22 protein-coding genes are annotated in these 21910 nt (G+C 31.8%); 10 read left to right on the top strand and 12 right to left on the bottom strand.

The window, feature by feature from the left end:
- Positions 1 to 47: 47 nt before the first annotated feature.
- On the top strand, positions 48 to 2276 hold the full coding sequence (locus FNB79_RS07070) for a tetratricopeptide repeat-containing hybrid sensor histidine kinase/response regulator (protein WP_143380650.1): 2229 nt from the start codon (positions 48 to 50) through the stop codon (positions 2274 to 2276).
- Positions 2277 to 2285: 9 nt separating this feature from the next.
- Here the strand turns inward: FNB79_RS07070 and lpxK are convergent, their stop codons facing one another.
- Entirely contained in the window at positions 2286 to 3299 is a 1014-nt protein-coding gene (gene lpxK / locus FNB79_RS07065) for a tetraacyldisaccharide 4'-kinase (protein WP_143380649.1), read from the bottom strand.
- 53 nt (positions 3300 to 3352) lie between these two features.
- Here lpxK and FNB79_RS07060 point away from each other — a divergent pair, with 53 nt between their 5' ends.
- Together FNB79_RS07060 and FNB79_RS07055 are read left to right on the top strand one after the other, a co-directional pair.
- Complete coding sequence (locus FNB79_RS07060) at positions 3353 to 4447, top strand: Nif3-like dinuclear metal center hexameric protein (RefSeq protein ID WP_143380648.1); 1095 nt, start codon at positions 3353 to 3355, stop codon at positions 4445 to 4447.
- A gap of 3 nt (positions 4448 to 4450) precedes the next feature.
- A complete protein-coding gene (locus FNB79_RS07055; RefSeq protein ID WP_143380647.1) occupies positions 4451 to 5230 on the top strand; it encodes a zinc ribbon domain-containing protein in 780 nt (259 codons plus the stop codon).
- A 130-nt stretch (positions 5231 to 5360) separates the two neighbouring features.
- Here FNB79_RS07055 and FNB79_RS07050 read toward each other — a convergent pair whose 3' ends face one another.
- Positions 5361 to 5759: an ankyrin repeat domain-containing protein gene (locus FNB79_RS07050; RefSeq protein ID WP_143380646.1), complete on the bottom strand. Its 399-nt coding sequence runs from the start codon at positions 5757 to 5759 to the stop codon at positions 5361 to 5363.
- 408 nt (positions 5760 to 6167) lie between these two features.
- Positions 6168 to 6566, bottom strand: coding sequence for an ankyrin repeat domain-containing protein (locus FNB79_RS07045; RefSeq protein WP_143380645.1), 399 nt, complete (start codon positions 6564 to 6566; stop codon positions 6168 to 6170).
- A 423-nt stretch (positions 6567 to 6989) separates the two neighbouring features.
- Between FNB79_RS07045 and gpmI the strand changes: the two genes are divergently transcribed.
- Entirely contained in the window at positions 6990 to 8510 is a 1521-nt protein-coding gene (gpmI, locus tag FNB79_RS07040; RefSeq protein ID WP_143380644.1) for a 2,3-bisphosphoglycerate-independent phosphoglycerate mutase, read from the top strand.
- 24 nt (positions 8511 to 8534) lie between these two features.
- Positions 8535 to 8951, top strand: a complete 417-nt coding sequence (locus FNB79_RS07035; protein WP_143380643.1) for a BT0820 family HAD-type phosphatase — start codon at positions 8535 to 8537, stop codon at positions 8949 to 8951.
- Here FNB79_RS07035 and FNB79_RS07030 read toward each other — a convergent pair whose 3' ends face one another.
- The gene (locus FNB79_RS07030) at positions 8952 to 10223 is read right to left on the bottom strand and encodes an acetyl-CoA hydrolase/transferase family protein (protein WP_143380642.1); all 1272 of its coding nucleotides are present in this window, start codon (positions 10221 to 10223) and stop codon (positions 8952 to 8954) included.
- A 121-nt stretch (positions 10224 to 10344) separates the two neighbouring features.
- Between FNB79_RS07030 and map the strand changes: the two genes are divergently transcribed.
- Genes map through FNB79_RS07015 form a run of 3 tightly spaced genes read left to right on the top strand, consistent with a single transcriptional unit; the run spans position 10345 to position 12317 of the window.
- The gene (gene map / locus FNB79_RS07025; RefSeq protein ID WP_143380641.1) at positions 10345 to 11163 is read left to right on the top strand and encodes a type I methionyl aminopeptidase; all 819 of its coding nucleotides are present in this window, start codon (positions 10345 to 10347) and stop codon (positions 11161 to 11163) included.
- Positions 11164 to 11934: a class I SAM-dependent methyltransferase gene (locus FNB79_RS07020; protein WP_143380640.1), complete on the top strand. Its 771-nt coding sequence runs from the start codon at positions 11164 to 11166 to the stop codon at positions 11932 to 11934.
- Positions 11935 to 11945: 11 nt separating this feature from the next.
- Complete coding sequence (locus tag FNB79_RS07015; RefSeq protein WP_143380639.1) at positions 11946 to 12317, top strand: DUF423 domain-containing protein; 372 nt, start codon at positions 11946 to 11948, stop codon at positions 12315 to 12317.
- 16 nt (positions 12318 to 12333) lie between these two features.
- Here FNB79_RS07015 and FNB79_RS07010 read toward each other — a convergent pair whose 3' ends face one another.
- On the bottom strand, positions 12334 to 13317 hold the full coding sequence (locus FNB79_RS07010) for an FAD:protein FMN transferase (protein ID WP_143380638.1): 984 nt from the start codon (positions 13315 to 13317) through the stop codon (positions 12334 to 12336).
- Positions 13318 to 13695, bottom strand: coding sequence for a Na(+)-translocating NADH-quinone reductase subunit F (locus FNB79_RS07005; RefSeq protein ID WP_143380637.1), 378 nt, complete (start codon positions 13693 to 13695; stop codon positions 13318 to 13320). It abuts the gene before it with no gap.
- A 103-nt stretch (positions 13696 to 13798) separates the two neighbouring features.
- Between FNB79_RS07005 and FNB79_RS07000 the strand changes: the two genes are divergently transcribed.
- Positions 13799 to 14251 (top strand): Na(+)-translocating NADH-quinone reductase subunit F, encoded by a 453-nt coding sequence (locus tag FNB79_RS07000; protein WP_143380636.1) that lies wholly within the window; start codon positions 13799 to 13801, stop codon positions 14249 to 14251.
- 49 nt (positions 14252 to 14300) lie between these two features.
- Here FNB79_RS07000 and nqrF read toward each other — a convergent pair whose 3' ends face one another.
- The 6 genes from nqrF to FNB79_RS06970 form a co-directional block, all read right to left on the bottom strand.
- Positions 14301 to 15617 carry an NADH:ubiquinone reductase (Na(+)-transporting) subunit F gene (gene nqrF / locus FNB79_RS06995; RefSeq protein WP_143380635.1) on the bottom strand — a complete coding sequence of 439 codons (1317 nt, stop codon included), beginning with the start codon at positions 15615 to 15617 and terminating at the stop codon, positions 14301 to 14303.
- 6 nt (positions 15618 to 15623) lie between these two features.
- Complete coding sequence (gene nqrE / locus FNB79_RS06990; RefSeq protein WP_143380634.1) at positions 15624 to 16340, bottom strand: NADH:ubiquinone reductase (Na(+)-transporting) subunit E; 717 nt, start codon at positions 16338 to 16340, stop codon at positions 15624 to 15626.
- Between the two features lie 75 nt (positions 16341 to 16415).
- Positions 16416 to 17063 carry an NADH:ubiquinone reductase (Na(+)-transporting) subunit D gene (locus tag FNB79_RS06985; protein WP_143380633.1) on the bottom strand — a complete coding sequence of 216 codons (648 nt, stop codon included), beginning with the start codon at positions 17061 to 17063 and terminating at the stop codon, positions 16416 to 16418.
- 3 nt (positions 17064 to 17066) lie between these two features.
- A complete protein-coding gene (locus tag FNB79_RS06980; protein ID WP_143380632.1) occupies positions 17067 to 17810 on the bottom strand; it encodes a Na(+)-translocating NADH-quinone reductase subunit C in 744 nt (247 codons plus the stop codon).
- 2 nt (positions 17811 to 17812) lie between these two features.
- Positions 17813 to 19012 (bottom strand): NADH:ubiquinone reductase (Na(+)-transporting) subunit B, encoded by a 1200-nt coding sequence (locus FNB79_RS06975; protein ID WP_143380631.1) that lies wholly within the window; start codon positions 19010 to 19012, stop codon positions 17813 to 17815.
- A 2-nt stretch (positions 19013 to 19014) separates the two neighbouring features.
- The gene (locus tag FNB79_RS06970; protein ID WP_143380630.1) at positions 19015 to 20370 is read right to left on the bottom strand and encodes a Na(+)-translocating NADH-quinone reductase subunit A; all 1356 of its coding nucleotides are present in this window, start codon (positions 20368 to 20370) and stop codon (positions 19015 to 19017) included.
- A gap of 194 nt (positions 20371 to 20564) precedes the next feature.
- Between FNB79_RS06970 and FNB79_RS06965 the strand changes: the two genes are divergently transcribed.
- Positions 20565 to 21821, top strand: coding sequence for a type IX secretion system plug protein (locus FNB79_RS06965; RefSeq protein ID WP_143380629.1), 1257 nt, complete (start codon positions 20565 to 20567; stop codon positions 21819 to 21821).
- The last annotated feature ends 89 nt before the right edge of the window (positions 21822 to 21910 follow it).

Raw genomic sequence — 21910 nt, 5'->3', positions numbered from 1 at the left:
TACTTTTAGCGAATAAAATTTCATTTACTCGTTAATCGAACTGTTATATGGCTAACATTAAATACATCATAATAGGTGTTTTCTTTTTACTAAATTTAAGTTTTAATGCAAGTGCACAAGACACTGTAAGTAATGATCCTGAAACCATACAAAACACGATTGATTACCGCATTACTCAAGCGCAATACGACTTAGATAATAACAATTATTACCCTGCTAAAAAAAAGCTAGAAGAAGCTTTAAAATTAGCAGAAGAACTTGATAATAAAAAAAATATTGGACTGATATATTCCAAAATCGGAAAATTAGAATATATCATAGACGAATACGATGAAGCTCTAAAAACATTAACCAAAGCCGTTGAAGTACAACGTTTCGCTAAAGACAATATAAATATTGCTGAAACCTACAAAACACTTGGGAATGTGTATATGGCTTTAAAAGAATACGACCAAGCATTAACTTATTACACGGCATCATTATCTTTATTCGAACAAGAAGAGTTATCTGAATTTGAGGCAGAAGTCCTTCTAAAACAGGGCGAAGCCTATATAGAAACTAAACAATACAGGAAAGCAAGAGAGCGATTAAACAAATCTTTAGCGCTAACCCAACGTTACGATTTAAAAAAAATTAAAAGTAGTGCCTTAATCAATCAAGCTAAGGTTTATTATTATCTAAACGAAAACGAAGAGGCGCTTAAATTAGGAAATCAAGGCATACAAATTGCCGAAACCAATAATTTTATAGATGTTTTAAGTCAGGGGTATTTTATATTGGGAGAATTAAATGAGAAAATTGGAAACTTTCAATTATCCTCACAATATTTAAAAAAACACATTATACTCTCTAAATCTTTAACGGCTTTAAAGCACAAAAACCTTTCACCAGAAAAAAGAGCAAAATTTATACTAGATAATCAAACAGAATTTCAAAAAGAAAAGGAAGCCGATCTAGAAAAACTTAAAGTGGATAAAAGTTTAAACAAACTAGCCACTATTTTAAGTATTGCCTTAATTACCATATTATCGTTATTAACCTTATCGCTTTATAAAAACAATAACATTAGGTTAAAAACCAACAATATGTTACATAAAAAGAATGCAGAACTAATACTTGCTAAAGAAAAAGCAGAATTAGCCTCTAAAACTAAGGCAAACTTTTTATCTACAGTAACACACGAACTTAGAACACCGTTATATGCCGTAACAGGTTTAACTAACATGTTATTAGACGAGAATCCCAAACCCAGTCAAATCCAGCACTTAAAATCTTTAAAATTTTCTGGCGACTACCTATTAACATTTATAAACGACATCCTTCAAATTAATAAAATTGAAGCTAATAAAGTAGATATTGAATATGAAGTATTTGATTTAAGAAAGAAAATATCCGATGTAATTTCTGCTCTAAAAAATTCAGCTATAGATAATGGTGTGGAAATTCATTTTGAATACGACACTAATATTCCACTACATTTTAAAGCCGATCAAATTAAACTTTCTCAAATCTTAATTAATTTAATTGGAAATTCAATTAAGTTCACAAAAGATGGAGATATATGGGTACGGGTTATTAAAATAAATGAAGAAGGAGATATCTTTAACCTAAAGTTTGAAGTTGAAGATAATGGTATTGGTATAACGCCAGAAAAACAAAAACATATGTTTGAAAGTTTCTCGCAAGGTTCAATACAAATTAACAGAAAGTATGGAGGCACAGGTCTTGGATTATCCATTGTAAAAGGACTAATAGATATTTTAAAAGGAAAAATTTATTTAAAAAGTGAACTTAACAAAGGAACTACATTCTTTTTTGAGATACCTTTAAAACACACTACCGAAGAAGTCCCTACAGAGCAAAATAAAAACTACTTTAAAGATGTTACCGAAAAAGAATTAAGTAATATTAAAGTGCTTGTGGTAGAAGACAACAAAATTAATCAGATGATTACCAATAAAATTTTAACCAAAATGAAGCTTAATTGCGACATTGTAGATAACGGTGAAGAAGCTGTAGACATGGTTAAAAACAATCATTACGATGTTGTTTTAATGGATATACATATGCCAGGAATAAGTGGTATTGAAGCCACAAAAATTATTAGAACATTTGATAGAGAACTTAATATCTTTGCCCTAACTGCAGTTACTATTGAAGATAAAATGCAAGAATTTGAAGAAGCAGGATTTGACGATATAATTTCTAAACCTTTTAAACAAGAAGAATTTGAGAAGAAATTATTTAATGCAGTAATAGGTAATAAAGATGCTTAAAATTAAATATTAATCTTTATACGCTTTTACAAAAGAAGTCACCTTTCTATTAAATTCGGCAGCATTATCTATAACAGCCTCGATACTTAAATAAAACAATGTGTTGTTTAAATACTCATACTGCCTTAGCCTCATAAAATCCTTTTCTGTAGTTATAATGAATGGCTTTTGTTTAAATATCTCTAATTCATCTGGAGTAAAATCATGATGATCTTTAAAATTCAGATGCTCAAAATCTAATCCTTGAGTTTTTAAGAAATAAATTAAAGGTTTAGGATTAGCAATTCCTGTTACTAACGTAAATTTTGGCACCTGCTCTAATGGTATAGTTGTCCGTTTAGACACTACATAATCGGCATACTTTATTCTACTAAAAAACACTTGCTGATGCGGTTCTGGATTTAAGGCTTTAATAATGTTTTGCTTTTCTAAATCAGATAAAGATTCTGGACATTTAGTAACTACAATGGTTTGCGCACGCTTAGAACCACTTCTAGGCTCACGTAAATTCCCCGTTGGCAAAACAATATCTGAACTGTATAAATTAGAATAGGTTGTTAGTAAAATGTTAAATCCTGCATTTACTTTTCGGTGTTGGTAAGCATCATCTAATAATACCACACCTGGCTTGGGTTGCAACTGCATTAATTGATGTATACCTGCTCTTCTATTAGCATCAACAGCAACTGCTATTTCCGTCTTAAATTTAGAGTAAAACTGAAAAGGTTCATCTCCTAAAATGGCAGCTGTAACGCCATCTTGTCCTAACTGAAACCCCTCACTCGAACGTTTATAACCACGACTTAATGTAGCAACAGTAAACTCGTCTTTTAACAACCTAATTAAATACTCAATCATTGGAGTTTTTCCAGTACCACCAACACTTAAATTTCCAACACAAATTACTGGAAAATTATACGAAGTAGATTGTAAAATACCCACATCATATAGCTTATTTCGCAACCAAGTAATACCATAATACAGAGGCATTACAGGAAAAAAGACATAACGTAATAATTTCATGATAACGAAAGTAAATATTTTATCTTTGTTTTAAACCTAATACCATTAATATTATGATAATTCAAGACGTTATAAACCATCTTGAAACTTTTGCACCCTTAAATTACGCTGAAGATTTTGATAATGTAGGCTTACTAGTTGGAGATAAAAATGAAACTCTTACGGGTATATTAGTGACCTTAGACACTCTAGAAACAGTTGTAGATGAAGCTATTGAAAATAACTGTAATCTTATAGTAAGCTTTCACCCGATTGTTTTTAAAGGATTAAAAAAAATAACAGGAAAAACCTATGTAGAACGCGTAGTTTTAAAAGCAATAAAACATAACATTGCTATTTATGCCATTCATACTGCTTTAGACAACCATATACAGGGAGTAAATGCAATGATTTGTAAACAATTAAACTTAGTAAACACATCCATATTAATACCTCAAAATAACACGATAAAAAAACTAACTACCTATGTTCCCAGATCTGAAGCAAGTAAATTAAGAGAAGCTTTATTTGCAGCAGGAGCAGGACAAATAGGAAATTATTCAGACTGTAGTTTTAATATTGAAGGTACAGGAACGTTCAATCCTAACCAAAATGCAAATCCAAGCATAGGTAAAATAGGAGAAATACATACCGAAGCAGAAACTTTAATTGCTGTTACATTTCCAAAACATTTAGAAGGAAAAATCTTAAAAGCACTATTTACTACCCATTCTTATGAAGAAGTCGCTTACGAGGTAACAACACTAGAAAATAAAAATCAACATATCGGAATTGGAATGCTTGGAGAATTGGTAGATGAACTGAGTGAAATAGAATTTTTAGCCTACTTAAAAACTAAAATGAACACTGCTTGTGTTCGCCATAGTGCGTTATTAGGAAAACCTATAAAAAAAATTGCAGTTTTAGGAGGCTCTGGAAGTTTCGCCATACCAAATGCTAAACATGCTGGTGTAGATGCTTTTATAACTGCCGACTTAAAGTATCACGACTTTTTTACTGCAGAAAATGAGTTAATTTTAGCAGATATTGGACATTTTGAAAGTGAACAGTTTACAAAAAATGGTTTAGTAGCACATCTTACAAAAAAAATCACTAATTTTGCAATCGTTTTATCAAAGACCGATACAAACCCTGTTAAGTATTTTTAAAGTATGGCAAAAAGTAAAGAAGTTACTGTAGAAGAACGTTTAAGAGCTTTATACGATCTACAACTTATCGATTCAAGAATCGATGAAATTAGAAACGTTCGAGGAGAACTACCTTTAGAGGTTCGTGATTTAGAAGATGAAGTTGCTGGACTACACACAAGACTTGAGAAATTAGACACTAGTCTAGAAGCTTTAGATGAAGAAATAAAATCTAAAAAGAATTTAATTGAAGAGGCTAAATCTTTAATTAAAAAATACAGTGCACAACTAAAAAATGTAAGTAATAACAGAGAGTATAATTCACTTACAAAAGAAGTTGAATTTCAAGAATTAGAAATTCAATTAGCTGAAAAACATATTAACGAATTCAAAGCTCAAATCGAGCAAAAGAAGGAAGTTATTAGTCAGACAAAAGAACGTTCTAAAGAACGCCAAGCGCACCTTAAACATAAAAAAAGCGAATTAGATGCAATTTTAGCTGAAACTGAAAAAGAAGAATTAGCTTTAATTAAAAAGTCTGAAGAGTACAAAACATTAATAGAAGAGCGTTTAGTAAAAGCTTATGTTAGAATACGTAGCAATGTAAAAAATGGCTTAGCAGTTGTTCCTGTTGAAAGAGGTGCTTCTGGAGGTTCATTCTTTACAATTCCACCACAAATTATTATGGAAATTGCTTCTCGTAAAAAAATTATTACTGATGAGCACAGTGGAAGAATCTTAGTTGATGAAGCTTTAGCTACCGAACAAAAAGAAAAAATGGAAAAACTTTTCGCTAAATTTTAAGTTTTTTCAATATATATTAAAAACCGTCTAAATACTTATTTAGACGGTTTTTTTATACCTAAATGTAAACGCATAAAAAAAAGAGGAAACCTTTAAAATCTCCTCTTTTAAATTAACAACTAAAGCTTGTTTACTTTTTAGCTATTGCATTTTCAATAATAAGCTGAGCATCTTTAGCGTTTGTAGCTTTAGCATAATCTAAAGCAGTATAGCCTTTATTGCATTTTACTTTTAAATTTGCTCCTTTTGAAATTAAAAGTTGAAGAATTTCAACTCTGTTGTATTTAGCTGCATACATAGCAGGTGTTAAACCATTTGATTTTTGGTTTACATCTTCACCATTAGCAATTAATTTTTTAACAATCTCTGTATCCCCTTTAGCTATAGAAGTACATAGTAAATTTACCATAGATTTATTTACATTAACTGTAATAGGAGTTGGATTTGTATTTGTAATAAAGTTAGAAGCTTGAACAGTTGTAGTTACTGATCCTAATGCGATTGTGACAATAAATAATAGAGTTTTCATAATTACGAAATTTTTAATAAAAATTAATATTTTTACACATTTAATAATATATCTCAAATTTACTGAGAATATCACATTTAAATAATTGTTTTAACAAAATATTAACATTTGTAAATATGGAATTATCAATCTTTAATTAATTACTAAACTTCATTAAATAATACATCGTTTTTTTATGAATTTTAACATCATAAATCATCACAATTTAACTTAAAATTGAATAATCAAAACCTTGTTTTTCTTAAATTTTAATGCGTTTTTTGATGTATATGATTATTAAAATGTAAAATCTACAACTCTCATTGTAAAAACATCATTAAGTCACTCATAAACATAGATATAAATTATAAAAAAAGCAGTTATCCGCTTAGAATAACTGCTTAAAAAAACACTTTTTTTCCTACAAATTTACATTTTAGATAAAGCTACTTCAATAATATCCTGAGCAGCTTCTGCTCCAGTAGCTTTAGCATAGTCTAAAGCAGTATACCCAGAGTCACATTTTGTTTTTAATTTTGCTCCTCTTGCAATCAAATAGTTTAAAATTTCTACTCTATTATATTTAGCAGCATACATAACTGGAGTTAACCCATTAGATTTTTTATTCACATCTTCCCCACTTTCAATTAATTTTTTTACTATTTCTGTATTTCCCAAAGCAATAGATTTACATAATAAATTAACATCATAAACAGAAGACGTGTAAAAGGGTGTATTCAAAATATAATTAGAGTTTAATGTAGCTGCTTGAATTTGAGGTGCAGTGAGACCTAATGTAATAATACATGTGTATAATAAATTTTTCATAAGTTTAAAGTTTAAATAATTGATTTATATAATTGATTTATTCTAGATGTTAACCTCATTCTAGACATTCCATATACGAACCATTATATTTGTAATTCAAACTCCTTTTTGTGCTCGTATTTAAACCCGATGACTGTTTAAATACATACGTGAAACTTTTTCTCATGATGAAAGGTTTTAAAAATTAATATTTTTAATTGTACTTTAAAGACGAGAGTAAAACATAGTTGTTACACTTTTTTAATACATAACTTATTAATCGTTTAAGAACAACAATGTTAAAGTTATATTAAAGCGATTTTTACGCAAACGATACCTTAAAAGGAAACCCTCAAAAAAAATTAAAAATCTTAATTTTGTAACCTTATATAGTCCCAAAAGCCATTTTAAACTTTTATCTTTACGTACTAAATAAAATTTATTATGAATAAAAAAGTCATCTTAATGATACTAGATGGTTGGGGAAAATCTCCAGATCCTAAAGTATCGGCTATCGACAATGCCAACACGCCATTCATTGATTCATTATATACAAAATACCCAAATGCTCAATTAAGGACAGATGGAGAAAATGTAGGTTTACCAGACGGCCAAATGGGTAATAGTGAGGTTGGACATATGAATTTAGGAGCTGGACGTATTGTATACCAAGATCTAGTAAAGATAAACTTAGCTGTAAAAGATAATACTCTTGGTAAAGAACCTGTTTTAGCAGATGCTTTTAAATATGCTAAAGACAATAATAAACCTGTACATTTTTTAGGTTTACTAAGTACTGGTGGAGTGCACTCTCATATTAAACATTTATTTGGATTACTTGATGCTGCAAAAGACGCAGAAGTACAAAACCTTTTTGTACATGGTTTTACAGACGGACGTGATGTAGACCCTAAATCTGGATTAGGTTATATTAACCAATTAGAGGATTATATAAAAGATTCTCCTGCTAAAATAGCATCTATCACTGGCCGTTATTATGCCATGGATAGAGACAAGCGTTGGGAACGTGTAAAATTAGCCTACGACGCTATGGTAAACGGAGAGGGTGAACATACAAGCAATATTTCTGAAGTAATTACCAAAAATTATGAAAACGACGTCACAGACGAGTTTATAAAACCTATTATAAATTGTGACGACAACGGAACCCCTGTAGGTAACATACAAGCTGGAGATGTTGTAATATTTTTTAACTTTAGAACAGATAGAGGTCGAGAACTTACCGAAGTCTTGTCTCAAAGTGATAATCACGAGCAAAACATGCATAAATTAGACTTGTATTATGTTACACTTACTAATTATGATGAAAACTTTAAAAATGTTAAAGTTGTTTTCAATAAAGACAATTTAAAAGATACGTTGGGTGAAGTCTTAGCTAAACACAATAAAAAACAAATTCGTATTGCCGAAACAGAAAAATACCCTCACGTAACCTTTTTCTTCTCTGGCGGACAAGAAGAACCTTTTGAGGGTGAATCTCGTATTTTAAAAAATTCTCCAAAAGTAGCCACTTACGATTTACAACCTGAAATGAGTGCTTTTGAATTAAAAGATGCCTTAGTTCCTGAACTACAAAAAGGCGAAGTTGACTTTGTATGTTTAAACTTTGCAAATGGAGATATGGTAGGACATACAGGTGTTATGGAAGCTGCAATTAAGGCTTGCGAAGCAGTAGATACTTGTGTGAAAGAAGTCGTAACCACAGCGCTAGAAAACGGCTATACCACTTTATTAATTGCAGACCATGGTAATTGCGAAACTATGATTAATCCGGATGGTTCACCAAACACGGCACACACAACAAATCCTGTACCTTTAATCTTAATAGATAATGAACTAAAAAGTATAAAGGATGGTGTATTAGGAGATATGGCTCCAACCATTTTAAAATTAATTGGAATTCCACAACCAGATGCCATGACAAGGCATTCTTTAATCGATTAATACTTTAAAACAGAAAATTACTAAATGATTTTTCAAGATAAATTAATTATTGCTATAGATTTTGATGGTACTATTGTAGAAGATGCATACCCTAAAATAGGCAAAGCAAAAACCTTTGCTTTCGAAACATTAAAACGACTACAAAATGATGGACATCGTTTAATTTTATGGACCTATAGATGTGGTAAACCTTTACAAGAAGCCGTTGCTTTTTGTAGAGAAAATGGTATTGAATTTTATGCTATAAATAGTAGTTATCCTGAAGAAGAATTTGACACGTCAAAAAGTAGAAAAATAAATGCTGATATTTTTATAGACGATAGAAATGTTGGCGGATTTTTAGGATGGGGTGAAATATATCATTTATTATCAGACCCTAATTTTAATCCTAACAGTATTGAAAAAAAGAGAGGTTTTTTTGCCTCTCTTTTTAAAAAATAATTAACCTCTTACTAGTTTAAAATATTCGCGATCAATAGATTCTCTATGATCTGGATGAGCTATATTTACTAAAGCTTTAGCACGCTGTTGTATTGTTTTTCCATAGAGATTAGCTACGCCATATTCTGTTACCACATAATGTATGTGTGCACGTGTAGTAACTACGCCTGCTCCAGAATTTAATGAAGGTACAATTCTGCTAATTCCGCTTTTTGTGACAGATGGTAAAGCAATAATCGCCTTACCTCCTTCACTTAACGAAGCCCCACGAATAAAATCCATTTGACCCCCAACTCCAGAATACATTTCTGCACCAATAGAATCTGCACAAACTTGTCCAGTTACATCCACTTCTATAGCAGAATTAATAGCCACCATACGCGGATTTTGTTTAATAACAGAAACATCATTCACATAATCTGAACTACGTAATTCTATATAAGGATTATCGTTTACATAATCATAAAGACGCTGAGAGCCCATTAAAAAAGTCGCTAAAGCGCGTCCTGGATTTATACTTTTAAAATTTCCATTGATTACATCCTTTAAAATTAAATCAATAACACCATCTGAAAACATCTCTGTATGTAATCCCAAATCTTTGTGATTTCCTAATAACGATAATACAGCATTTGGTATAGTACCTATCCCCATCTGTAGGGTACTTTTATCTTCAATTAAATTTGCAACATAGGCACCAATTTTATGCTCAATTGTTGTAGGTTCAGGAATATCATGCGTAGGTAAAGGCTCATCGCATTCCACAAAAGCATTAATTTCTGAAACATGAATAATACCATCTCCAAATGTTCTTGGCATTTGTTTGTTTACTTGGGCTATAACATAATCTGCATTATCTATTGCCGCTAAAGTAGCTTCAACAGACACTCCTAAAGAACAATAGCCATGTATATCTGGAACAGACACATGGATTAATGCAACTTGTAAGTCTACTATATTGCGTTTAAACAACAATGGCAATTCACTTAAAAACACTGGTGTATAAGATCCATTTCCAGCTTTAATTGTATGTCTAATATTTTTAGCAATAAAGAATGAGTTTACATGAAAACTTTCATGTAATTCTGGATTTGCATAAGGAGCAAAACCTTCGGTATGTAAATGACAAATTTCTACATTACGTAATTCGTCATGTCTTGCTGTTAAAGCATTTATTAATAATTGAGGTACAGCTGCTCCAGCATGTAAATACACTCTGTCGTTAGATTTTATTATCTTTACAGCCTCTGCAGCTGTTACGCATTTATACATAGCTATTCTTTTAGTTTACAAATTACGATAATTTTAAAGGTTTAAAAACTGTTTAAAGTCATATTCCATTACACAAATAAACTAGGTATTTTTAAGTATCTTTGCACTTTATTTTATTAAGATGATTATAGTAAAAACACGAGAAGAAATTGAATTAATGAGAGAAAGCGCATTAATCGTTTCTAAAACATTAGGAGAATTAGCTAAAGCAGTAAAACCTGGTGTAACAACTTTAGAATTAGATAAATTAGCTGAAACATACATTAGAGATCATGGAGCTTATCCTGGATTTTTAGGTATGTATGGTTTCCCTAATTCACTATGTATGAGCCCGAACGAGCAGGTTGTTCATGGGATACCTAACAACACTCCGTTACAAGAGGGAGACATAATATCTATTGACTGTGGTGCTCTAAAAAACGACTTTTATGGCGATCATGCATACACTTTTGCCGTAGGAGAAATTGCTCCTGAAACTCAAAAATTATTGGAGGTGACTAGAGCATCTATTTATGTAGGTTTACGTGAACTAAAAATTGGAAAACGCGTTGGAGATGTTGGGTACGCCATTCAGAATTACTGTGAAGCTCATGGGTATGCTGTTGTAAGAGAACTTGTTGGTCATGGTCTTGGTCGTAAAATGCATGAAGATCCTGAAATGCCTAATTACGGTAAACGCGGGCGAGGTAAGAAATTTGTGGAAGGTATGGTTGTTGCTATTGAACCTATGATTAATCTAGGCACACAACGTATTAAACAACATAATGATGGTTGGACTATTACAACACTAGATAAAAAACCAAGTGCTCATTTTGAACATGATGTTGCAATTGTTGATGGAAAAGCGGAATTACTTTCAACATTTGCTTATGTACATGATGCATTAGGTATTGAAACTAATGAAGAAGATGAATTTAGACAAACAGCGCTTGTACTCTAAATGAAAAATGCCTTTAAATTTGTTTTAAACACCATTCCTAGACCATTACTTATTCGTTTAAGTTATGTTGCACGTCCTATTTTGGCTGCTGCTTTAAAAGGCAATACTTTTACGGATCCTATTGATGGTAAAAGCTTTAAAATGTTTTTACCATATGGTTATGGTACACAACGTAATAATGTACTTTCACCGTCTACATTATCGTTAGAACGCCATCGATTATTATGGTTATATCTTAAAAATGAAACAGATTTTTTTACTGCACCTAAAAAAGCACTTCATTTTGCCCCTGAACAGGCCTTTTACAAACGTTTTAAAGCATTAAAACATTTGGATTATACAACTACAGACTTATTGTCTCCTTTGGCCGATGTTAAAGCAGACATCTGCAATCTACCTTTTAAAAATAATAGTTTTGATGTTATTTTGTGTAATCATGTGTTAGAACACATACCAGACGACACTAAGGCCATGAAAGAATTATATCGCGTTTTAAAACCTGGTGGTTATGGTATATTTCAAATTCCGCAAGATTTAAATCGTACAGAAACTTTTGAAGACGACTCTATTACTGATAAAGCAGAACGAGCAAAAATATTTGGACAATATGATCATGTTAGAATTTATGGCCGTGATTATTTTGACAAATTACGTTCAATTGGCTTTAAGGTAGATGAAATAGATTATACCACTAAACTTTCTAAGCGCGATGTAGAAACATACTGTTTGGCTAAAGGAGAGGTTATTCCGGTAGTTTACAAAACAGCTTAAATCCCTAAGAAATGACTCAACACACTATAATAGCTACTGCCGCACTTTTTGGTATGTTATCTGTAATATTTGGTGCTTTTGGAGCACATGCATTAAAGAAAAAATTAACTACTGAACAGTTACATAGTTTTGAAATTGGAGTTAAATACCAAATGTATCACGCGCTTGCTTTATTAGCTATAGGTTTAGGTTTTAATACCATGCTTCCCGCAAGCATCTACTGGTGTTTCACCATTGGAATAGTACTATTTTCATTTAGTATATATGGATTAGTTTTATCTGATGCAAGAGGAAAAAAAATAAAACTTTTCGGTCCAATAACTCCGCTAGGAGGTTTGCTGCTTGTTATAGGTTGGTTTTTACTACTCTTAAAAATGCTATAAACAGAGACTCTATTCTTCATTCAGGAAATCCATTTAAAGACATTGTAGCTAATTCTTTCTTTTCGTTTTCATAGATTAAAAAGACCTTAAGTTCTGGCCTATTTTCAATAAATGATTTTATACCATCTATTCCCATAGCTTTAAAAGCTGTGGCATAAGCATCGGCAATCATACAATCATCTGTTAATACAGAAATACTCAATAGATTGGTTTTACTAGGATATCCTGTATGTGGATCTATAATATGAGAAAATCTATTCCCTTCTAAATCTACTTTAAATTTTCTATAGGTTCCAGAAGTGGCCATAGACATATCTTTTAATTCTATAGCCCGAAGCAAAGATTGTGTTCCATCAAAATGTGGCATTTCTACACCAACTTTCCAAGGTTTATTTTTCTCAATATTAATGCCTTTTGTTCTTATCTCCCCTCCTATTTCAACTAAATAATTATCAATATGTTTAGATTCTAAAAAACGGCCTACTACATCTACACTATATCCTTTTGCAATAGCGTTGAAATCTATATATATATTAGGGGTATCTTTAATAATCTTTGAGCCTTCAAGTCTAATTTTATCAAGACCTACAGATTGCATGAGGCTATCTATTTTAAGACTATCTAAGCCATATATGCGTTTCTCCGGACCAAAGCTCCATGCATTTACTAAGACACCTATAGTGGGATCAAAAGCGCCATTAGTATGTTTATAAATGGCTTTAGATGCATTAAATACATATGCAAAATGCTTATCTACACTATCTGTTTTATTGTCATTTAAAAGTGAAATATTTGAATCAGGAATATAGGTAGACATCGATTGGTTAACAATTTCAAATAAACTATCCAATTGACTTTGATAGTTGACACTTTTTTCAGAAAAATATTGAATGCCATAAGTGGTACCAAATACAGATCCAGATAACTTTATATGTTCACTAGATTCCTTACAAGAGAAAAATAACGTAAGAACTAAAGTAGTAATTAAAAAATGTTTCATTTAATTTAAATGCGTTTCTATGACTTGAATACCATTGTATTCTATTAAATATTCTTCATTTAGATATATTGGGAGAGATTCACCTTGTGGATTACTTAAACCAACGCCTGCATACAAGACTTTAGCATTTTTAGATCTTGCATGAGCTTTAAAGGTTTCCATCCAAACAACATCATAATTATTAGGATTTTCGGGTAACATAACAACTTTTACTATAACAAAGTAATATTGCCCAGTCTTATCGATACATACAAATTGAGGATGTCTTTTTAATTGGCTATTTATACTTATAAATTCAAACCCACGCTGTTCTAATTCTTTACCAACATGATTCATGGCTAAATTATGTAACTCTTGTGTTGAAAGTGCTTTACTCATATCGCAAAATTACGGTTAAAAAATGTTTAGAACTAAAATTATAAATCAGTTATTGTTATTTTAAGGCAATTTTTACTATTTTAATAGAATTAAATCGAAAAATATGAAGACTACAAAACGATTTAACTCGGCAATACACAAATTATATAATGCTTTTCACAGTAATACATTGCATCCAGAATGCTGTAAACACTGTGCAGTTGGAAATATATTAGATAATACAGATGCCTGGAAACATCTTTCTGACAGCCATGGATCTACCAAATTAAATTATTTGGGACAAGTACATTCAAGTTTAGGACGGCAATTTAACGGTTATACTCCAAAAGAATTACTAGCCATTGAGGTTGTCTTTTTAGAAGCATGCGGGTATGTTTTACCATTACATCATAAAAACAAAAAGCCAAAAAACCCAACAGATAAAGACACATTATTTAATGGCTTATCTGCAGTAGTAAGTTATCTATGTAAACTAGATAATATTCCAGATGTTATGGATTGTAATGCTTTATTTAATTACAAAACCATACATATAGAACAACTACAAAATATATAAGCATAAAAAAAGCCAACTCAAATGAGTTGGCTTTTTTATAGGTTTTAGATTAACCACCGAAGTCGTCAAATCTAATATTTTCGTCTGCAAGACCAAAATCTTCACCCATTTTTTGAACCGCTTTGTTCATTAATGGAGGTCCACAGAAATATAATTCTAAATCTTCTGGAGTTTCATGTTTAGATAGATATTGATCTATAACCACTTGGTGAATAAATCCAGTAAATCCATCTCCATTTGGATCATCTATATCTGTTTTAACTTTCCAGTTATCTGCTTCAGTAGGATCTGATAAGGCAATAAAGAATCTAAAATTAGGGAAATCTTGCTCAAGAGCTCTAAAGTAGTGAATATAGAATAATTCAGCTTTAGATCGTCCACCATACCAATAGGTCACTTTTCTTCCTGTTTTTAAAGTTCTAAATAAATGATATAAGTGAGAACGCATTGGAGCCATACCAGCACCACCACCTACATATAACATTTCTGCATCAGATTCATTAATAAAGAATTCACCGTAAGGCCCTGAAATGGTAACCTTATCTCCAATTTTCTGATTAAAGATATAAGAAGATGCAATACCTGGATTAACATCCATCCATCCGCCTTTAGCACGATCAAAAGGAGGTGTTGCCACACGCACATTAAGCATAATTTTACGTCCTTCTGCAGGATAAGAAGCCATAGAGTAAGCACGTTCTACAGGTTCGTCATTTTTCATAACTAAAGGCCATAGACCAAATTTTTCCCAATCTGCTTTAAATTTATCAGGTTCACCAGGGTGATCTTGAGGGTGCGCAGTTACATCCATATCTGCATACTTAACTTCACATTCTGGAATTTCAATTTGGATATATCCTCCAGCTTTGTAGTCCATATCTTCTGGAATTTCAACTACAAATTCTTTAATAAATGTTGCCACATTATAGTTAGAAACTACAGTTGCTTCCCATTTCTTAATACCAAAAACTTCTTCTGGAATTGTAATTTCCATGTCTTGTTTCACTTTTACCTGGCAAGATAAACGTGCACCTTCTTTTAACTCTTTTCTAGTAAAGTGTGGCGTTTCTGTAGGTAATGCTTCACCACCTCCAGACAATACATGACATTCACACTGAATACATGTACCCCCACCACCACAAGCCGATGGTAAGAATATTTTTTGAGATCCTAAAGTAGATAATAAACTACCTCCAGAACTAACTTCTACTTCACGCTCACCATTGATTAAAATCTTTACAGGACCCGATGGTGATAATTTTTGTTTCACGAACAATAATAAACTTACTAAAACTAAAGTAATAACTAAAAATGCTACTACCGTCGCGATTATTGTTCCTGTTGTTGTTGCTGCTAAAATCGTCATGATATCTTAGTTGATTTCTTTTGTATTATTCGCTAACTCTTTTACGTTTTCTGCTTCAGGAGTTTCTACTGTTGCAGTTTGTTCTTCTTTAGCACCTTCATCATCTCCTCCGGTTAACATACCACCAAAACTCATAAATCCGATAGCCATTAAACCAGTAATGATAAATGTAATTCCTAATCCGCGTAATGCTGGCGGCACGTTAGAATATCTAATTTTCTCTCGAATGGCTGCAATAGCTAAAATTGCTAAAAACCACCCAATACCAGAACCAACACCATAAACAGTTGCTAATCCTAATGTAGGAATTTCTCTAGATTGCATAAATAAAGACCCTCCTAAGATGGCACAGTTCACAGCAATAAGTGGTAAGAAAATACCTAAAGAGTTATATAATGAAGGAGAAAATTTCTCAACAATAATTTCTACTAATTGTACCATTGTAGCAATAGTAGCTATAAATAAAATAAATGATAAGAAACTTAAATCGTAATCTGCATATTCTGCACCTAACCATTTTAATGCACCAGGTTGAAGAATATACTGATCTAATAACCAGTTTAAAGGTACTGTAATTAACATTACAAATACAACTGCGGCACCAAGACCTACTGCTGTAGATACTTTTTTAGAAACAGCTAGGTAAGAACACATTCCAAGGAATGTTGCGAATACCATGTTATCTATAAATATTGACTTAAAAAATAATTCTATATATTCCATATGTTTTAGTATTTAGTTTTGAGTGGTTTAGAGTTGGCAAACGGTTTTACCAACATCTAAGAGCTCAATACTATTTTAGTGATCTTCTACTAATGCTTCGTTTCTACTACGTTGTACCCAGATTATAATTCCTACAACAATTAATGCCATTGGAGATAGTAACATAAAACCGTTATTCTCGTAACCTATAGCGTATAATCCTGTTTTTTCGATTGGGTCTCCTAAAACTTTAAATCCTAATAAAGTACCAGAACCTAATAATTCTCTAAAGAATCCCACGATAACTAAAATTAAACCATATCCCGCTGCATTACCAATACCATCCAAGAAGGATCTCCATGGTCCATTGGCTAAAGCAAAAGCTTCAAAACGCCCCATAATAATACAGTTGGTAATAATTAATCCTACGAATACAGAAAGGGTTTTACTTAACTCGTAAGAGAATGCCTTTAATACTTGATCTACAATAATTACTAAAGCAGCTACAACTACTAATTGCACAATAATTCTAATTTTTGATGGAATAATATTTCTCATTAAAGAAATTACAACATTCCCTATTGCAAGCACAGCCATTACCGACAGCGCCATTACTATTGATGCTTTTAATTGAGCTGTAATAGCTAATGCAGAACATATACCTAATACCTGAATAGTAATAGGGTTATTATCCGCTAATGGATCTGTGATTAATTTTGTGTCTTTTTTTGATAAAAGTGCCATAAATTAATTATTTTTTAAGTTATCGAAATAAGGTTTGTAAAGTTTTAAATCACTTTTAATCATTGCAGTTACCCCATTTCCTGTAATAGTAGCACCGGCAATTGCATCGACCTCATTATCTGTTTTATCTTCATTTTTTGGGTCTGCATTTCCTTTTGCCACCGTAATTCCTTTAAAATTACCTGAAGCATCTAATAAATGTTCACCAATAAAATCATCCATAAAGAAACGTTCTTTAATATTTGCTCCTAAACCAGGAGTTTCTCCTTTATGATCGAAATAAGCACCTTGAACTACCATATTCTCGTCCATAGAAACATATCCCCAAATAGCATCCCATAATCCTTTTCCATAGATTGGAATAACATATAATTTATTGCCATCTTTTTCACCTATAAATAATGGTAATCTTCTTTTAGACGGATCTGCTGCTTTTTCTTTTTTAATATCTATTAAATATGCTTCAGAATCTTCTGAAGTTTCACCATCTTGAATTACAATTTGCTTGGTAATATATTTTTCAAACAATTCAGGAGCTTCATCTGTAGCAACAAAAACTGCACTACCTTCAGTATTATCATTAACCCCCATTGCATATAAAATATTTTGTTGTTTTTCTATACGCTGATTTTCTGCAATTCTAGGCTTTAATGAAGATGCAGTAAAGGCTAATACAGCACCTACTACAAACACCATCACTATAGCGAATATAATGGTATATGAATTTTTATCTGTTCTATTTTCCATTGTTAAGCCGTTTTTACTTTTAAACGTTTCATTCTTTTCTTCACATTACCTTGGATAACGTAATGATCAATTGTTGGTGCAAACACATTCATTAATAGAATCGCTAGCATAACACCTTCTGGATATGCAGGGTTAAAGACACGTATCATGATTGATAAGAATCCTATTAAAAAGCCATAAATCCATTTTCCTTGGGTAGTTTGAGATGCTGTTACAGGATCTGTTGCCATAAATACAACACCAAAAGCAAAACCACCAATTATTAAATGATGCCAAAATTCTGTACTCATTAATGTATAGAATTTGCTAGTTTCAGTAATCCAGCCTGATGATACAACACCATTAAAGATTAATCCCATAGCTAATGCACCAATAACTGCAGACAACATGATTCTCCAACTTCCAATTTTGGTAAATATTAAAAACAATGCACCTAATAGTATTAAAAGTGTAGATGTTTCTCCTACAGAACCCGGAATAAACCCGAAAAACATATCTGCTATTGAATAATCTATATGATGTCCTTGAGCAAGGCTTCCTAAAATAGTTTCACCTGAAATGGCATCTACATTTGCTCCAGCTGCGATTTCTTTTGTACGTTCTACGGCTCCATGAACCCAAACTTTATCTCCAGACATCCATGTAGGATATGCAAAGAATAAGAATGCACGAATAGTTAAGGCAGGGTTTAAAATATTCATCCCTGTTCCTCCAAAAACTTCTTTACCGATTACTACACCAAAAGCAACTGCTACTGCTAGCATCCATAACGGAATATCAATAGGAACAATTAAAGGTACTAACATACCTGTAACTAAATATCCTTCTTCTACTTCGTGATTTTTTATTGTTGCAAAAATAAATTCGATACCTAATCCCACACCGTAAGACACAACTAATAATGGTAAAACTTTAATTAAACCAATATAGAATGCATCCCATGATAAAAAGTCAACAGGAGTGCCCATTGCAGAAAAATGTTGATATCCTGCGTTAAACATCCCAAAAATCAAACATGGTACCATAGCCATGATAACCGTATTCATAGTACGCTTTAAATCATCGGCCGCTTTTATATGAGTTCCATTGTGAGTGGTTTCATTTGGTAAGTATAAAAACGTATGCAAAGCATTAAACGCGGGTGCCATTTTGGTCCCTTTATACTTTTCTTTTAAATTATGTAAATTACTTTTTAAACTCATGATTACCCTATTTCTTTAATCATTAAATCCAAACCTTTTCTAATAATGTCCTGATGTGGCTGTTTAGATACACAAACAAATTCTGTTAACGCAAAATCTTCTGGAGCAACTTCATACATACCCAGAGCTTCCATTTCATCTAAATCTTTATACATACATGACTTAAGAATTTGTAATGGAAAAATATCTAAAGGAAATACTTCCTCGTATTTACCTGTTAGCACAAAAGCTCTATGCTCTCCGTTTGTATTTGTATTTAAATCGTATTTTTTATTAGGACTTAACCATGAGAACGTCATTGCTCTTGAGGTTGAAACCTTATTAAAAACAGGCTTATTCCAACCAAAGAATTCGTAATCGTCTCCTTCTGGTATAACCGTAATTAAATTGCTGTAATAGTCAAGGTTTCCATCAGGTTTAACCTGTTTTCCTGTTAACACATTACCTACTATTATACGGCTATTTGCATTTTGATCGACACCATTATCGTAAATAATTGTAGCGATTTCACTTGCTATTTTAGTTTTAAAATATCTTGGTTTTTTAACCTCAGAACCTACTAAAGCAACAACACGTTCTGCATTAAACTTCCCTGTTAATAATAATTCACCAATAATAACAAGGTCTTGAGGATTAACAGTCCAAACCACTTCACCTTTGTTTACAGGATCAATTTTATTAATTTGAGTTCCTACATTTCCTACAGGATGCGGTCCTGATAGTTTATGAAGCGTTACTCCTGTTAAACCTGCTAGAGGAGAATGCGATCCATTTTTAACAGACACATGCACTTGTCCTGAAGTTAACTTTCCTAAAGCAGTAACAGCAGCTTGTAGCTCTGCCTCCTTACCTTGTAAAGCAAAGTCCAAATCTACAGCTAGAGGAGCGCTATCATAACCCGAAACAAAAATAGCCTTTGGCTCTTTTGACGGATTTGCAATAACATCGTAAGGACGTTGTTTAATAAACGTCCAACATCCTGTAACTTGTAAGTAAGCACTTAAAGCTTCAGCTGTTGCAGAATTAAAATTAATTTTTTCGTGTTCCTGATAAGTTTGCGTTTTGTCTGCTTGAATCTTAATTGCCAAAATTTTACGCTTTTCACCACGTAAAATATCAACAACTTCACCAGAAACTGGCGAAACGAATTGAACATTTTCGTTGGCTTTATCGTAAAATACAGGGCCTCCCGCTTTTACTTTATCACCAACTCTTGCAACTAATTTTGGAATAACTCCGTGAAAGTCTTCAGGCCTTAAGGTGTAAGTATTGCTAATTACAGCACTTTCTAAAGCCTTTTCAGCTTCACCTTTGAGTTTAATGTCTAGACCTTTTGTAATCTTAATGTCGTTTGACATATTTATAAATCTATGTATTAATAATAGTTATACTGATTTCAATGCTGATATGATTGAAAAATCCGAGCAAATTTAAGAATAAAAAGATAAAATAGTTCGATTTACTGCATATCTTATTTATTTATAATAGTTCTAAATAAAAAACGATTTGAGCTTTTAATTTTCCTTATATTTACCTCAATAAATGTACAAAAATGAACATTAAATTTAATCTTTATTTGGCCCTATTTTTTATTCACAGTATTTGTTTTGCTCAAGTACAGCATGAAGTAGCGCCACCAGACTATATAAAAACAATAACTTTTAAAGGCAATACAGACATAAGTGTACTTCCAATTATAGATCTTGGCGAGTCGTTACAACTAGAATTTGATGCCCTTAACGGAAATGAAGACGACTTCTATTATTCTATTGAATATTTTAATTACGATTGGACACCTACTACGCTTATGCGATCTGAATATATTGACGGATTTGATAAACAGCGCATAACAAACTACGACAATTCTTTTAACACCTATCAAATATATTCTCACTACACACTTGCAATCCCAAATGAACAAGTGAGAAGTTTAAAAGTATCTGGAAATTACATGATTAAAGTATACGATGAAAGCGATCAACTTCTATTCTCAAGAAAATTTATGGTTAATGAAGGTGGAGCAAGTGTAGGTGTAAGCATGAAGTTATCTAGAGACGTTAAATTTTTAAACGAAAAACAAACAGTAGATATTATTATTAACTCTAATAACATACAATTTAACAATCCGTTAGAAAGAGTTAAAACTACAATCATACAAAATAACAATTTAAACTCTGCGATTAAAAACGTGAAACCCATGTATACTATGGGACAAGATTTAATTTACAGATATAATAAAGAAACTACCTTTTGGGGTGGAAACGAGTATTATTATTTTGAAAACAAAGATATACGATCTGCAAATAGTGGTATTAATTTTATTGATTTGCACGATCTCTACAACTCTTATTTGTATACTAATACGCCTCAAAGAAATAAACCGTATACATACAACCCCGATATTAACGGTAATTTTGTAATTAACAATATAGATGCCACAGACCCTAATATTGAAGCAGATTATGCTTGGATACACTTTTCACTAAAACTAAACCCGTTGCCGTCAGAAAAATCTATTCATGTATACGGAAACTTTAATAACTACACTATTGAAGAACGTACCAAAATGATTTACAACCCTGAAAAAGGAATTTACGAATGCCCTATTTTATTAAAACAAGGGTTCTATAATTACAAATATGTAACTGTAGAAAATCAGACAGGTATCGTAAATGAAGGAGAGATTAGCGGAAATTACTACCAAACAGAAAACGATTATAAGGTTATTGTATACTACAGAGACCTAGGCGGACGTTATGATAAAATAGTTGGTGTAGGAGAAGCTAGCTCTATAAATATTTCTAATTAGCAGAAATTTAACAACTCTACACTTTTAATATTGCTGCAACAAGAATTTAGGAGTGCTATTAAATTTGTATTTTTGCTGTAAAATATACT

Origin of the sequence: Formosa sediminum (assembly GCF_007197735.1) — a bacterium.
GTDB classification, from domain to species: Bacteria; Bacteroidota; Bacteroidia; order Flavobacteriales; family Flavobacteriaceae; genus Formosa; species Formosa sediminum.
The sequence above is the reverse complement of the archived record's forward strand: the minus strand, read 5'-3'. Positions and strand labels throughout refer to the sequence as shown.

Coding starts and splice junctions, on each gene's coding strand:
- FNB79_RS07070 (WP_143380650.1), top strand. CDS start 48: ATGGCTAACATTAAATACATCATAATAGGTGTTTTCTTTTTACTAAAT.
- lpxK (WP_143380649.1), bottom strand. CDS start 3,299: ATGAAATTATTACGTTATGTCTTTTTTCCTGTAATGCCTCTGTATTAT.
- FNB79_RS07060 (WP_143380648.1), top strand. CDS start 3,353: ATGATAATTCAAGACGTTATAAACCATCTTGAAACTTTTGCACCCTTA.
- FNB79_RS07055 (WP_143380647.1), top strand. CDS start 4,451: ATGGCAAAAAGTAAAGAAGTTACTGTAGAAGAACGTTTAAGAGCTTTA.
- FNB79_RS07050 (WP_143380646.1), bottom strand. CDS start 5,759: ATGAAAACTCTATTATTTATTGTCACAATCGCATTAGGATCAGTAACT.
- FNB79_RS07045 (WP_143380645.1), bottom strand. CDS start 6,566: ATGAAAAATTTATTATACACATGTATTATTACATTAGGTCTCACTGCA.
- gpmI (WP_143380644.1), top strand. CDS start 6,990: ATGAATAAAAAAGTCATCTTAATGATACTAGATGGTTGGGGAAAATCT.
- FNB79_RS07035 (WP_143380643.1), top strand. CDS start 8,535: ATGATTTTTCAAGATAAATTAATTATTGCTATAGATTTTGATGGTACT.
- FNB79_RS07030 (WP_143380642.1), bottom strand. CDS start 10,223: ATGTATAAATGCGTAACAGCTGCAGAGGCTGTAAAGATAATAAAATCT.
- map (WP_143380641.1), top strand. CDS start 10,345: ATGATTATAGTAAAAACACGAGAAGAAATTGAATTAATGAGAGAAAGC.
- FNB79_RS07020 (WP_143380640.1), top strand. CDS start 11,164: ATGAAAAATGCCTTTAAATTTGTTTTAAACACCATTCCTAGACCATTA.
- FNB79_RS07015 (WP_143380639.1), top strand. CDS start 11,946: ATGACTCAACACACTATAATAGCTACTGCCGCACTTTTTGGTATGTTA.
- FNB79_RS07010 (WP_143380638.1), bottom strand. CDS start 13,317: ATGAAACATTTTTTAATTACTACTTTAGTTCTTACGTTATTTTTCTCT.
- FNB79_RS07005 (WP_143380637.1), bottom strand. CDS start 13,695: ATGAGTAAAGCACTTTCAACACAAGAGTTACATAATTTAGCCATGAAT.
- FNB79_RS07000 (WP_143380636.1), top strand. CDS start 13,799: ATGAAGACTACAAAACGATTTAACTCGGCAATACACAAATTATATAAT.
- nqrF (WP_143380635.1), bottom strand. CDS start 15,617: ATGACGATTTTAGCAGCAACAACAACAGGAACAATAATCGCGACGGTA.
- nqrE (WP_143380634.1), bottom strand. CDS start 16,340: ATGGAATATATAGAATTATTTTTTAAGTCAATATTTATAGATAACATG.
- FNB79_RS06985 (WP_143380633.1), bottom strand. CDS start 17,063: ATGGCACTTTTATCAAAAAAAGACACAAAATTAATCACAGATCCATTA.
- FNB79_RS06980 (WP_143380632.1), bottom strand. CDS start 17,810: ATGGAAAATAGAACAGATAAAAATTCATATACCATTATATTCGCTATA.
- FNB79_RS06975 (WP_143380631.1), bottom strand. CDS start 19,012: ATGAGTTTAAAAAGTAATTTACATAATTTAAAAGAAAAGTATAAAGGG.
- FNB79_RS06970 (WP_143380630.1), bottom strand. CDS start 20,370: ATGTCAAACGACATTAAGATTACAAAAGGTCTAGACATTAAACTCAAA.
- FNB79_RS06965 (WP_143380629.1), top strand. CDS start 20,565: ATGAACATTAAATTTAATCTTTATTTGGCCCTATTTTTTATTCACAGT.